This window comes from Pantoea sp. SM3640, from assembly GCF_015654165.1.
In the GTDB taxonomy this organism is placed as follows: domain Bacteria; phylum Pseudomonadota; class Gammaproteobacteria; order Enterobacterales; family Enterobacteriaceae; genus Pantoea; species Pantoea vagans.
Map to the genome: position 1 here is coordinate 3,088,705 of NZ_CP064872.1, position 12,643 is coordinate 3,101,347.

Sequence of the window (12,643 nt, forward strand, 5' to 3'; positions counted from 1 at the left end):
CACTTTGCGCAGTAACCGGTCGCTCAACGCCATGACAGACATCAATACCCTGATCAGAAACAACCGCGAATGGTCAAAACTGCTGGTTGAAGAAGATCCCAGCTTTTTTGAGCGGCTCGCCCAGGCACAAAAACCGCGCTTCCTGTGGATTGGCTGCTCTGACAGCCGAGTCCCTGCCGAGCGCCTGACCGGACTGGAACCGGGCGAGCTCTTCGTTCACCGCAACGTTGCCAATCTGGTTATCCACACCGATCTGAACTGTCTGTCGGTGGTGCAGTACGCTATCGAAGTGCTGGAAGTGGAACACGTTATCGTATGCGGCCACTACGGCTGCGGCGGCGTGCAGGCGGCCATGGATAACCCGGAGCTGGGGTTAATCGACAACTGGCTGCTGCACATCCGCGACCTCTGGTACAAGCATAGCGTGTTGCTGGGGGAACTTCCGCCGGATAAGCGCCTGGACAAACTGTGCGAAATCAACGTTATTGAACAGGTCTATAACCTGGGGCACTCGACCGTCCTCCAGTCAGCCTGGAAACGTGGCAAGGATGTCTCCCTGCACGGCTGGGTTTACGGCATTCAGGATGGCTGTCTGCGTAACCTGGATGTCACGGCAAACAGCCGGGAGATCCTTGAACAGCGCTATCGTCACGGCATTGCTAATCTGCAGATGAACGGCGAGGCCTGAGCCGATCGCGGCGTAAAGCGCGACATAGCCTACACCAGGCATCGGGTGCAGGCCTTGGAAGAATGTGCGGTCAGAGCAGTATCAGGATTCCAGCGGCACCACTTTGCCGATGTAAGGCAGATGGCGATAGTGCTGAGCGTAGTCGATACCAAAGCCCACCACGAACTCATCCGGAATGGCAAAGCCGACATACTCGACATTGACTTCAACTTCACGGCGCTCTGGCTTATCCAGCAGGGTACAGATCGCCAGTGATTTTGGCTGACGCAGTTGCAGAATCTCACGCACTTTGCTCAGGGTGTTGCCGGAGTCGATGATATCTTCGACGATCAGCACATCCTTGCCACGAATGTCTTCATCCAGATCTTTCAGGATTTTCACATCACGCGTGCTGGACATGCCGCTGCCGTAACTGGATGCCGTCATAAAGTCGACTTCATGCGGCACATCAATGGCGCGACAGAGATCAGCCATGAACATGAATGAGCCGCGCAGCAGCCCCACCAGCACCATATCGCTGCCGCTGTCGCGGTAGTGCTCGTTAATCTCTTTGCCCAGTTCAGCGATGCGCGTGGCGATTGCCTCTTCAGGGATCATCACTTCAACAGTGTGTTTCATTGCGTTCAGCCCGGTTACGTCAGAAAAGCCCCGAAGTCTACCACAGACGCAGCTATGAGGGCTCTGCCGGCTCCTGAGCAAACGATTACGTCGTGAAAATTATTCCCTGCTGCCGGCGGCTGGCTGAAATGCGCATTACCTTAGAACATTCTGGCATTTACCAGCATGATTCGCTGCGTGGTAGCCTTTATCCAACAGATCGTTACCCTACTCGCGCCGCTGGCCGGAGATCACAATGACTTCATCATCAAGCAAAAAGACGCATATCGGCGACAGGCCGCTGCACCCCGAAACCCAGATGCTGAACTATGGCTATGATCCCCGCCTCTCTGAAGGTGCGGTGAAGCCGCCGGTGTTTCTGACTTCAACCTTTGTTTTTAACAGCGCCGAAGAGGGGCGGGACTTCTTTGATTATGTCTCTGGTCGTCGTGAGCCGCCGGAAGGTAAATCGGGTGGGCTGGTCTACTCCCGCTTTAACCATCCTAACAGCGAAATTGTTGAAGACCGGCTGGCGGTTTATGAGCAGGCGGAGAGCTGTTCGCTCTTCTCTTCCGGTATGGCCGCCATCTCCACGGCCTTGCTGACGTTTGCCCGCCCGGGCGAGGTGATCCTGCACTCGCAGCCCCTGTATGGCGGCACCGAAACGCTGCTCAGCAAAACGCTGCACAATCTGGATATTAAAGCGGTTGGTTTCAGCGACGGGAATGATGAAGTCAAAGTGCGTGAAGCCGCTCAGCAGGCGATGGCCCAGGGCCGGGTGGCGGTGATCCTGATTGAAACACCCGCAAATCCCACCAACAGCCTGGTCAATATCCGCCTGATGGCGCGCATCGCCGATGAGATTGACCAGCAGCAGGGTTCACGACCAATTATCGCCTGTGATAACACCCTGCTCGGCCCGCTGTTCCAGCAGCCGCTGACGCTGGGCGCGGATCTCTCGCTCTACTCGCTGACCAAATATGTGGGCGGTCACTCTGACCTGATTGCGGGCGCGGCGATGGGCAGTAAGGCGCTGATGGCGAAAGTACGCGCCCTGCGCAGCGCCATCGGTACGCAGCTGGATCCGCACTCAAGCTGGATGCTCAGCCGCTCACTGGAAACATTATCGTTGCGGATGGAGAAAGCCTTTCACAATGCAGAAGCGGTCGCGGCGTTTCTGCGCGATCACCCGAAAGTGGCGAAGCTGCACTGGCTGCCCTATCTGGATGCGGAGAGCGCCGAAGGGAAAACGTATCGCGAACAGTGCAGCGGCGCAGGTTCGACCTTCTCGTTTGATATCGTCGGCGATCAGCCTGCTGCGTTCCGTTTTCTCAATGCGCTGTCGCTGTTTAAACAGGCGGTGAGCCTGGGTGGAACCGAGTCGCTGGCCAGCCATCCTGGCAGCACCACCCACTCCGGCGTGCCGCAGGCGGTGCGTCAGCGTATTGGTATCACGGACGCCACGGTGCGGCTGTCGATTGGCATCGAGAACGCCGGTGACCTGATTGAAGATATCAGGCTGGCGCTCGATCAGGCGTAATCAGCTTACAGTAAAGCCCAGCATCATGCCGGTGTCTTCATGCTCCAGCAGATGACAGTGGGCCATGTAAGCGTGTTCGGCGGCGGCGACATAGTTGAAGCGCACCAGCACTTCACTGCGCCAGCCGTCGACATTCACCATATCTTTCCAGCCCTGCCGATGCGGGGCGGGCGGTTTGCCGTTCTCGGAGAGAATGCGGAACTGGGTGCCGTGAATATGGAACGGATGCAGCATGGCGTCACCTTCCCCTGAAATCGTCCACTTCTCATAATCACCCAGCTTCACCGCAAATGACGGCTTCGTCATATCAAAGGCCTGGCCGTTGATCTTATTGCCGTTGCGGAAATCGTAAACGGCGGGCTTCGCCATGCCGTGCATGCTGTGATCCATCCCTTCCATGTTTTCCATTGGCGGCATCGGCTCGTCAGCCGTTTTCTCCGGCATCGAATGATGACCGCCCTTGCCCATCGCTTTCTTGCCGTAGCGCTGCATTAATGCCTGCATTCCCTGCTGGTCCAGCTGCGGGTCCATCATCAGTTGCAGCCAGCGTGTCGTCAGTCCGTCGGTGGCGGGTAGCGCAGGCAGCGTCGCCAGCTTATCCGGCAGCGTGGCGCTGGCCATCACCCGCAGCGGCAGGATCTGTACCAGCGGCAGCGGCTGGTCAAACGGCGGCAGCGTCATGCCCATCTGATCCGTCGGCAGCGTCACCAGATCAAACGCTTTACCGTCAGAAGTATCGATCATCACCTCAAAACGCTCGCCCGGCAGGATCGGCAGTGTGTCGAGCTTCACCGGCTCAGCCAGCAGGCCACCGTCGCTGGCGATCACATAAAGAGGACGTTTATCACTGGCGGCAACGTGCAGCGAACGGGCATTACAGCCGTTCAGCAGACGCAGACGCAGCCAGCCGCGCGGCACCGCATGCTGCGGATACTGCACGCCGTTGGTCAGCATCATGTCGCCAAACCAGCCCACGGCCGCGCGCATCACGTCGAGCTGATAATCGATAAGGCGCCCATCTTTGGTCAGCTGTTTATCCTGGAAAATCAGTGGCACATCATCCACGCCCCACTGCGTGGGCAGGCGCAGCGTGCCGCTCTCCTTATCTTCCAGCAGAATCAGTCCCGCGAGTCCCTGTGCGACCTGATGCCCGGTTTTGCCATGCAGATGCGGATGATACCAGCAGGTGGCAGCGGGCTGGTCAGGGGTAAAAGAGACCTGACGCGAAGCACCAGGCGCAATCACGGCCTGCGGACCGCCATCTACCGCGCCGGGGATTTCCAGCCCGTGCCAGTGCAGGGTAGTCGCTTCGCTGAGCCGGTTATGGATATTCACCGTCACCGGTTTGCCACTCTGCAACTTCAGCACCGGTCCCAGCAGGCTGCCGTTATAGCCCCAGGTCGGCACGGCTTTGCCGTTCCACTGCGTGGTGCCCTGCATCGCGGTAAGGCTGTAGCTGCCCCTGGCATCCGCTTCCAGCAGTGACGGAATCGGCAGCAGCGGACGGGTGGCTGCCATCAGCGAACGGCTCCAGAGCGGTAAGGCTCCGGCTGCACTCAGTGCGGCGGTGAGTTTCAGGAAGTGGCGACGTTGCATGGTGATCATCCTTGTGGCATCAGAGCGCACAGCCTAAACCCTGACCTTATGGGAAGGTCAAGTGTTAGCCGTGAGAATCTGATGAAAAAAGGCGGTGCAGCGGCTCACAGCGCCAAATTAATCGAAAACCTGAGAATAACTGTGCTAACGTCATGAGTAATATCCATTGAAGAGAACGACTATGAAGCAAAGTATCAGGATCCTGCTGCTGACGGGACTCCTTGGCTTCTCCTCCACCAGTTTTGCCCTGAGCGAATCCGAAGCGGAAGATCTGGCCGATCTCACGGCGGTTTTCGTTTATCTGAAAAATGATTGTGGCTATCAGGATTTACCGGACGCACAGATTCGCAAAGCGCTGGTCTTTTTTGCTCAGCAGAACCGCTGGGATTTAAGCAACTACAGCAACTACAACATGAAAGCGCTGGGTGAAGACAGCTATCGCGATCTCAGTGGCATCGCCATCACCAACGACAAAAAGTGCAAGTCACTGGCCCGCGATTCACTGAGCCTGCTGGCCTACGTCAGGTAATTACTCTGCCCTCTGCTGCCGGACATTGACCGTGCAACCACGGTCAGTGTTAGCTATCATGTGCCGCCCATCTTCATGGCGATGTCATCAGAGGAGAGCACCATGGCCCATAATGAAACGTGGTATGAAACCCTTCATGCCGGTTTTGGCCAGTATTTCACGGTCGATAAAGAACTGTACCGTGAAAAGACTGCGCATCAGGATTTAATCATTTTCGAAAATGCCGCGATGGGCCGCGTAATGGCGCTGGACGGCGTGGTGCAGACCACCGAACGCGACGAATTTATCTATCATGAAATGATGACCCACGTTCCGCTGCTGGCGCACGGCGCGGCGAAGAGCGTCCTGATCATCGGCGGTGGTGACGGCGCCATGCTGCGTGAAGTGTCACGTCATCCGGAAATCGAAAAGATTACCATGGTGGAAATCGATGCAGGCGTGGTGACCTTTTGTCGCCAGTATCTGCCGAACCACAGCGCAGGCGCCTATGACGATCCGCGCTTTACGCTGGTGATCGATGACGGGGTTAACTTCGTTAATCAGACGCAGGAAAAATTCGATGTCATCATCTCCGACTGCACCGATCCGATTGGTCCGGGCGAGAGTCTGTTTACCTCCGAATTTTATGCCGGCTGCAAAGCGGCCCTTAATGAAAATGGCATCTTCGTGGCGCAGAATGGCGTCTGCTTCCTGCAGCAGGATGAGGCCATCAACAGCCATCGCAAGCTGGGCCATTACTTTGCGGATGTCAGTTTCTATCAGGCGGCAATTCCGACCTACTACGGCGGCATCATGACCTTTGCCTGGGCGAGCGATAATCCGGCGCTGCGCCAGCTCGATACCGCCACCCTGCAAGCGCGTTTCGAGGCTGCTGGCCTGACCTGCCGTTACTACACACCAGCGATCCATACCGGCAGCTTTGCCCTGCCACAATATCTGTTAAATGCGCTATCGGCCGCGTGCTGACAGTGCATTTTTAAGGGGGTGAACAAAATTGCAAAAGCTAAAACTACATGGCTTCAACAACCTGACGAAAAGCCTGAGTTTTTGTATTTACGATATCTGCTATGCGAATACTGAAGCTGAACGCGATGGTTATATCGCCTACATTGATGAACAATATAACGCCAACCGTCTGACGGAAATCCTGACCGAAACCTGCTCTATTATCGGGGCTAACGTGCTTAATATTGCGCGCCAGGATTATGAACCGCAGGGGGCCAGCGTCACGATTCTGGTCAGCGAAGAGCCGATCGATCCCAAAGATATCGATAACTCCGAACATCCTGGCCCGCTGCCCAACTCGGTGGTGGCGCATCTGGATAAAAGCCATATCTGTGTGCATACCTATCCGGAAAGCCATCCTGAAGGCGGGCTCTGCACCTTCCGTGCGGACATTGAAGTCTCAACCTGTGGCGTGATCTCACCGCTCAAGGCGCTGAACTACCTGATCCACCAGCTGGAGTCAGACATCGTTACCGTCGATTACCGGGTGCGCGGCTTTACCCGTGACGTGAAAGGTATGAAGCACTTTATCGATCACGAGATCAATTCGATTCAGAACTTCATGTCTGACGATATGAAAGCGATGTATGACATGGTGGATGTGAATGTCTATCAGGAGAACATCTTCCATACCAAGATGTTGCTGAAAGAGTTTGACCTGAAACACTACCTGTTTAACACCCGCCCGGAAGATCTCAGCCCGCAGGAGCACAAGCGTATTACTGACCTGCTGTGGAAAGAGATGCGTGAGATCTACTACGGCAGAAATATCCCCTCAGTGGGCCTGAAGACCCTCTGATGATCCGGCGCGCAGCGTGACACCCCAAAACCTGCGCGTCTCTTCCCGCTTATCCCTCCGACTTTTCATCACGGCAACTGCCGTAATTCCCTGATCGCCAGCAATAATTTGCCTGTCAGAGCGTGCTACTTTCAGCGCTGAACGCTCATTTCTCAACCACTACAGGCAAAAAAATGGCAAGAATTAACATTATTGATTTCGCTGCCGTCCCGGACGCCACCTCACTTTCCACTCAGGCAATACAGCGCGCGATTGATAGCGCATCAGCAGGCGACACGGTACTGATCCCAGCGGGCCGCTTTCTGACCGGCGCGCTGTTTCTGAAAAGTGAGATGACGCTGGAGCTGGCGAAAGATGCCGTACTGCTCGGCAGCCAGCGGCTGGAGGACTACCCGGACATCCCTACGCGCGTGGCGGGCATTGATATGGTCTGGCCCGCGGCGATGCTTAACATCAATCACTGCCGCAACGTCACCGTCTGCGGCAGCGGCACGCTCGACGGACAGGGTGCCGTCTGGTGGCATAAATTCTGGGGCGACGACGAAAACAGCGGGATGCTGGCGGACTATACCCGTCGCGGCCTGCGCTGGGTGGTGGATTACGACTGCAGGCGTCCACGTAACGTAGTGGTTTACGAGAGCGAATGCGTGACGCTGGAGGACTTCACCTCACAGGATTCCGGCTTCTGGAACCTGCACGTCTGCTATTCGAAACAGGTGAATCTGCAGAGGCTACGTGTCATGAACGCCACCGGCCCCAGCACCGATGGAATTGATATTGATTCCAGCCAGTTAGTGCGTGTGGAGGGCTGTACGGTCTCCTGCAATGACGACAATATCTGCGTGAAATCGGGTCGCGGCGCGGAAGCACAGCAGCTCGGGAGAACCGCACGCGATATCATTATTCGCGACTGCACCCTGCTGAAAGGTTCGGGCATTACCCTGGGCAGCGAAACCTCTGGCGGTATTGAAAACGTCATCATCGAACATAACCGCTTTTCTGGAACCGGCGTCGGCTTTCGCATCAAGTCCGCCCGGAATCGCGGCGGCTGGATCAAAAACATCGTGGTTCGCCATCTGAAGATGGAGGATGTCTGTTATCCGTTTATGCTGCAGCTGAACTGGTTCCCGCAGTACAGCTACAGCGAACAGCCCGCCGACACCAAACAGCCGCCACACTGGCGTAAGCTGGCATCAGGCGTCACGGGTGATGCTGGCCTGACGCGGGTTGAGAATATCAGTATCAGTCATATCAGCAGCAGCCTGACTCAGCCTGCGGCGTTTTCCCGCGCCTTTTTTGTTGAAGGCACGCCGGAAAACCCAATCGAACAGCTGAGTTTCAGCGATATTACGCTGCAGGCGCAGGAGTTTGGCAAAATAGCGGGCGTAACGAATCTGAGGTTTGAGCGGGTTACGGTAGACGCGCCGGCAATGACGCGCGAAGAGCATGACGCCTACGCGCGTTAACGGCGACTGCAGAAGATAAACGCGCAGTGCTGCTCTCACCCTGCTTTACGATGAGGTCAGAGAAGCACGGCGCGTTCAGTTCAGGCAGAGGTCAGCGCCAGCGTAATACCGCGCTCGCGCAGCGTGCGGCAGACATCCTCGTCTAACCGGCTGTCGGTCACTACATCGGTCAGATCATCCACCGGTGACGCGCAGAACAGCGACCAGGAGCCATATTTACTGCTGTCCGCCAGCAGAACCCGACGCGCCGCATTGGCCAGCAGGTCATGTTTCAGCCCCGCTTTCTCTTCAGTCGGCGTGGTAATACCGCGCTCAAGGCTCCAGGAGTTACAGCTGACAAACGCAATATCGGGATTGATGCTGCGCAGCAACCGCCGTCCATGTTCACCCACACAGGACTGACTGGAGTCGTCGATCCGGCCGCCAATAATCGTCACTTCGATCTGCTTAAACTCAGACAGAAACAGTGCAATGTGCAGGTCGGCCGTAATGACCCGCAGCGGCAGATGGGTGAGCTGTCGCGCCAGCTCCAGCATGGTGGTTCCTGCATCCAGCACCACCGCATCGCCCGCCCGGACAAAACTGGCGGCGCATGCGGCGATCGCCTGCTTCTCGGCCAGGTTTCGCTGCATCTTCTCCAGCGTGGTCGGCTGGGCAGGAATAAAACGATTCAGGGTAACGCCGCCATGACTGCGGCTGATCACGCCCTCTTTATCCAGCTTAATTAAATCACGTCGAATCGTGGCGGGTGAGGCGGAAATCGCACTGACCAGTTGCTCAACAGTCACCAGATTATGGCTTTTCAGGTAATCCATAATCTGGTCAAGACGGCTCTGTCCCTTCATATTTCCCTATGCGAGCTGCATCGCGAGTTTAATCGAGATCGCCATGCTGTCAGACTTCGCTTTACCTGTCCAGGCGATATCAAATGCCGTGCCGTGGTCAGCAGAGGTGCGGATAAACGGCAGGCCTGCGGTAATGTTCACGCCATCATAGAAGCCCAGCAGTTTAAGCGGGATGTGCCCCTGATCATGGTACATCGCCACCACCATGTCATAGCGTCCATCCTGGCACTGCAGAAACACCGTGTCCGGCGGGCAAGGCCCGGAGACATCAATCCCCTGCGCTTTCATCGCCTCAATCGCGGGGGCAACGGTGGTGATCTCCTCGTCGCCAAACAGCCCGTTCTCACCAGCGTGCGGATTAACACCCGCGACGGCGATACGCGGGGCGCTGTAGCCGACACGACGCAGGAAGGTGTCCGCCATACCAATCACGGTTTTAATGCGTGTCTGGTTGAGCGTGTCGAGGAACTTACGCAGCGCAATATGGGTTGTGACATGAATGACTTTCAGCTTATCGGTATAGAGCACCATAGCGTAATCTTTGGTGTCAGTCAGGTGCGCCAGCAGTTCGGTGTGCCCCGGATAGAGATGGCCCGCCGCATGCATCGCCTCTTTATTCAGCGGCGCGGTAGCAATGGCATGCACCTCACCGGCCAGCGCCAGTTCGGTGGCCCGCTTCACGCAGCGCCACGCCAGATCCCCGGCCTCTTTCTGTACCACGCCAGGTTTCAGCGCGTCCGGATCGGCCAGCGGCTCATCGATGACATTGATAATGCCGGGCGCAAACCGTGCATCCTGTACCCGATCCAGCACCCGCAGCTCGGCCTGCGGGGTGATGTTCATCGCCATAATGCGGCGCAGCGTACTGGCACAGCCAATCACCACGGCAGGAATGCCGTTCAGCTCACCTTCAGAGAGCGCTTTGATGATGATTTCCGGGCTGATGCCCGCCGGATCGCCCATGGTGATCGCAATAATTTTACTCACTCGACTTCTCCTCAATAAAACCAATGGCTGCTACCAGGGTATTTTCATCACCAAAGCCACCCGCTTTGGTCATCACCGGCAGAGTAAATTCACTGTTAAGCAGGACCCCGTGCGGCACACAGCCCGCCACCAAACCCTGAATTTTAAAGCCGCTGGCCCCCAGCGCCTGAGCAACGGCTATCGCCGCGTCGCCACCCGACAGATAGAGCGCATGCGGCAGCTGTGCCCGGCACAGACTCAGGGTCATTTCGCCCAGCAGCTGACAGATCGCCTCACCCAGCTGCTGGCGCGTCATGCTGTGCTGCTGGCAGAGATCCTCGATCGCGTGTCGCTGGGATTCATGCTGGCAGGTACGGATCACCGTGTGGCGACCGGCACGCAGTGCGGCAGCCGCCTGTTCAATCCAGCTATCCCGGCCACACCAGGCGGGCTGCTGAAACAGCTGACGAATATCAACATCCACGATTTCCACTGCCTGCTGGTTAAGCAGTGCGGCGATCTGCTGCTCTGCCTGACGGCTCATCGATGCCACCACCGCCAGTACGGGCCGCGACGGGCGAACAGAGAGCGCAGCGCCCAGCGCATCGCTTAATCCGGCAGCGCCCACCAGCAGGGGCGTCTCGCTCAGCCGCGCCGCAGCGGCGATCAGTCGCGCCAGGTCGGCCTCCGTTTCGGCATCTACCACCACCACGCCCTGCGCAGCCGCCAGCACGGCATCCAGCCGATCGCTGCGCAGCGTGGCGAGATCGATCTCCATGCCGTCGATCTGCATCTGATCGAGAATGCGGGCGCTGCGGATCGGGGTTTTGGGATCGCTGGCAAATTCGGTATCCGTCAGTAATCGCTGATTCACCCACACGCTGCCCTCACGTGTGGTGCGGCCCAGGCGCGGCACGGCCGGTGCCACCAGCGCCAGCCTTTTGCCGCTGGCGCGCAGTGCCGCCACCGTTTCAGCACCGACGTTGCCACGCAGCGTGGAGTCGATCTTTTTGAACAGCCAGCCCTGCTGAAACTGTGCCGCGTAATGCTGTACCACCTGCGTGACGCGCTCTGCCGCCTGACTGATGCTGACCGCCCGGCTGTCAGTACTGATTACCAGCACATCCGCCGCCTCGTCGGGCTGCGGCGCGGCGGTGCCGAACAGCACATGTACACGGGCACCGGCCTGTGCCAGTCCACTACCTGCATCGTTGGCACCGGTAAAGTCATCGGCGATGACCAGCACCGGGGTTTTCCATACTGATGAGCCCATCCTCACTCCTGTCAGGCTATTGCCGCTGCATTTGATTATATTCAATCATGATTGATTATATGTGAGCAAGTTCAAATTAATCGAAATCGATATGCCTTATAAAATTAGCCACAGAGAGTGACTGACATCGCATTGCGCTGAGCAAAATTAATCATCTGCTCAGTCATGAAAGAAAAAAGGGTACGAAATGAACATTAACAGCACGGTGATTAGCGGTTATCAGGCGTTAAACGACATGCGCTATCTGCTGAGTGGCGTAACGACAGCGGTAGTGGTGACTGACCGGAACATTGAAGCGATTCCGGCGGTTCAGGCGCTGATGGGGCAACTCCGGGATCAGATTCCGCGTATCAGCGTGGTCAACAGCGTGCCGCCCGAGCCGAGCCAGCATGATGTGGCCGCTATTATAGAAACGCTCTCGCAGCGCCAGGCCGACATGGTGATTGGCATCGGCGGTGGCAGCGTACTGGATGTGGCGAAGCTGCTCTCGGTGCTGTGCATCGACGGAGCACCGTCGCTGGACGCCCTGCTGGCAGGCGAAAAACCGCAGCGTCGCACCCGTTCAATGCTCATCCCGACCACTGCTGGCACCGGTTCTGAAGCGACGCCGAATGCGATTCTGGCGATCCCGGAGAAAGAGACCAAAGTCGGCATTATTTCACCGGTGATGCTGCCCGATGTGGTAGCGCTGGTGCCGGAACTCACCACCAGCATGCCGCCGCACATCGCCTCGTCTACCGGCATTGATGCCCTGTGTCACCTGATTGAGTGCTTCACCGCCAACGTGGCTAACCCGGTCAGCGACAACTATGCGCTGATTGGGATGAAAAAGCTGTTCGCGAATCTCGAAACCACGCTGCGCGAGCCCGAGAATCTGCAGGCACGGCTGGAGATGCTCTGGGCCTCTTATTATGGCGGCGCATCGATTGCCCATGCCGGGACGCATCTGGTGCATGCGATGTCCTATCCGCTTGGCGGCAAATATCACCTGCCACACGGCGTTGCCAACGCCATTCTGCTGGCCCCCTGCATGCGCTTTGTCCGTCCGGCCGCGGTGAGCAAATTCGCTCAGGCCTATGACCTGCTGCCCGACGCCGACGTCCGTTTAAGCGATGAAGAGAAATCACACGCGCTGGTCGACTACTTCACCGCGCTGGTTGCGCGGCTGCAGTTGCCTGCCAGCCTGGAAGCACTGGGCATCGGCCCGGATCACCTGCCTTATTTAGTGGAAGCGGCACTCGACGTGCAGCGCCTGATGAAAAACGTGCCCATGGCGGTCACCGCCGACGATGTGCGCGCCGTCTATCTGACGCTGTTCCCTTCCTGCCAGGCGTAATGA

Annotated in this window: 12 protein-coding genes; 7 read left to right on the forward strand and 5 right to left on the reverse strand. The window is 57.4% G+C overall.

Annotated elements, in window-relative coordinates:
* Nucleotides 1-31: 31 nt before the first annotated feature.
* On the forward strand, nt 32-688 hold the full coding sequence (gene can, locus IV493_RS14485) for a carbonate dehydratase (RefSeq protein ID WP_033784496.1): 657 nt from the start codon (nt 32-34) through the stop codon (nt 686-688).
* A gap of 81 nt (nt 689-769) precedes the next feature.
* Here the strand turns inward: can and hpt are convergent, their stop codons facing one another.
* On the reverse strand, nt 770-1,306 hold the full coding sequence (hpt, locus tag IV493_RS14490) for a hypoxanthine phosphoribosyltransferase (RefSeq protein WP_013356810.1): 537 nt from the start codon (nt 1,304-1,306) through the stop codon (nt 770-772).
* 235 nt (nt 1,307-1,541) lie between these two features.
* Between hpt and IV493_RS14495 the strand changes: the two genes are divergently transcribed.
* Complete coding sequence (locus tag IV493_RS14495; RefSeq protein ID WP_013356809.1) at nt 1,542-2,825, forward strand: cystathionine gamma-synthase family protein; 1,284 nt, start codon at nt 1,542-1,544, stop codon at nt 2,823-2,825.
* On the opposite strand, the gene cueO is transcribed toward IV493_RS14495, so the two are convergent.
* On the reverse strand, nt 2,826-4,421 hold the full coding sequence (gene cueO / locus IV493_RS14500) for a multicopper oxidase CueO (protein ID WP_195857337.1): 1,596 nt from the start codon (nt 4,419-4,421) through the stop codon (nt 2,826-2,828).
* Nucleotides 4,422-4,602: 181 nt separating this feature from the next.
* On the opposite strand from cueO, the gene IV493_RS14505 reads away from it, so the two are divergent.
* The 4 genes from IV493_RS14505 (at nt 4,603) to IV493_RS14520 (ending at nt 8,220) form a co-directional block, all read left to right on the forward strand.
* A complete protein-coding gene (locus tag IV493_RS14505) occupies nt 4,603-4,950 on the forward strand; it encodes a YacC family pilotin-like protein (RefSeq protein WP_003854673.1) in 348 nt (115 codons plus the stop codon).
* 102 nt (nt 4,951-5,052) lie between these two features.
* Nucleotides 5,053-5,916: a polyamine aminopropyltransferase gene (gene speE / locus IV493_RS14510; RefSeq protein ID WP_195857338.1), complete on the forward strand. Its 864-nt coding sequence runs from the start codon at nt 5,053-5,055 to the stop codon at nt 5,914-5,916.
* Nucleotides 5,917-5,944: 28 nt separating this feature from the next.
* The gene (gene speD, locus IV493_RS14515; RefSeq protein WP_003854677.1) at nt 5,945-6,754 is read left to right on the forward strand and encodes an adenosylmethionine decarboxylase; all 810 of its coding nucleotides are present in this window, start codon (nt 5,945-5,947) and stop codon (nt 6,752-6,754) included.
* A 173-nt stretch (nt 6,755-6,927) separates the two neighbouring features.
* The gene (locus IV493_RS14520; RefSeq protein WP_095706184.1) at nt 6,928-8,220 is read left to right on the forward strand and encodes a glycoside hydrolase family 28 protein; all 1,293 of its coding nucleotides are present in this window, start codon (nt 6,928-6,930) and stop codon (nt 8,218-8,220) included.
* A gap of 80 nt (nt 8,221-8,300) precedes the next feature.
* Here IV493_RS14520 and IV493_RS14525 read toward each other — a convergent pair whose 3' ends face one another.
* The 3 genes from IV493_RS14525 to IV493_RS14535 are packed head-to-tail and all read right to left on the reverse strand — an operon-like array spanning nt 8,301 to nt 11,304.
* The gene (locus tag IV493_RS14525; RefSeq protein ID WP_003854682.1) at nt 8,301-9,065 is read right to left on the reverse strand and encodes a DeoR/GlpR family DNA-binding transcription regulator; all 765 of its coding nucleotides are present in this window, start codon (nt 9,063-9,065) and stop codon (nt 8,301-8,303) included.
* A gap of 6 nt (nt 9,066-9,071) precedes the next feature.
* Entirely contained in the window at nt 9,072-10,052 is a 981-nt protein-coding gene (locus IV493_RS14530; RefSeq protein ID WP_003854687.1) for a D-threonate 4-phosphate dehydrogenase, read from the reverse strand.
* Complete coding sequence (locus IV493_RS14535) at nt 10,045-11,304, reverse strand: four-carbon acid sugar kinase family protein (RefSeq protein ID WP_195857339.1); 1,260 nt, start codon at nt 11,302-11,304, stop codon at nt 10,045-10,047. The genes IV493_RS14530 and IV493_RS14535 overlap by 8 nt, the downstream gene beginning before the upstream one ends.
* A 187-nt stretch (nt 11,305-11,491) precedes the next feature.
* Between IV493_RS14535 and IV493_RS14540 the strand changes: the two genes are divergently transcribed.
* Nucleotides 11,492-12,640: an iron-containing alcohol dehydrogenase gene (locus IV493_RS14540; RefSeq protein WP_195857340.1), complete on the forward strand. Its 1,149-nt coding sequence runs from the start codon at nt 11,492-11,494 to the stop codon at nt 12,638-12,640.
* Nucleotides 12,641-12,643 lie beyond the last annotated feature (3 nt).

What these genes read in the sequence shown, in the direction of transcription:
- can (WP_033784496.1), top strand. Translation starts at nt 32, where the DNA reads ATGACAGACATCAATACCCTGATCAGAAACAACCGCGAATGGTCAAAA.
- hpt (WP_013356810.1), bottom strand. Translation starts at nt 1,306, where the DNA reads ATGAAACACACTGTTGAAGTGATGATCCCTGAAGAGGCAATCGCCACG.
- IV493_RS14495 (WP_013356809.1), top strand. Translation starts at nt 1,542, where the DNA reads ATGACTTCATCATCAAGCAAAAAGACGCATATCGGCGACAGGCCGCTG.
- cueO (WP_195857337.1), bottom strand. Translation starts at nt 4,421, where the DNA reads ATGCAACGTCGCCACTTCCTGAAACTCACCGCCGCACTGAGTGCAGCC.
- IV493_RS14505 (WP_003854673.1), top strand. Translation starts at nt 4,603, where the DNA reads ATGAAGCAAAGTATCAGGATCCTGCTGCTGACGGGACTCCTTGGCTTC.
- speE (WP_195857338.1), top strand. Translation starts at nt 5,053, where the DNA reads ATGGCCCATAATGAAACGTGGTATGAAACCCTTCATGCCGGTTTTGGC.
- IV493_RS14520 (WP_095706184.1), top strand. Translation starts at nt 6,928, where the DNA reads ATGGCAAGAATTAACATTATTGATTTCGCTGCCGTCCCGGACGCCACC.
- IV493_RS14525 (WP_003854682.1), bottom strand. Translation starts at nt 9,065, where the DNA reads ATGAAGGGACAGAGCCGTCTTGACCAGATTATGGATTACCTGAAAAGC.
- IV493_RS14535 (WP_195857339.1), bottom strand. Translation starts at nt 11,304, where the DNA reads ATGGGCTCATCAGTATGGAAAACCCCGGTGCTGGTCATCGCCGATGAC.
- IV493_RS14540 (WP_195857340.1), top strand. Translation starts at nt 11,492, where the DNA reads ATGAACATTAACAGCACGGTGATTAGCGGTTATCAGGCGTTAAACGAC.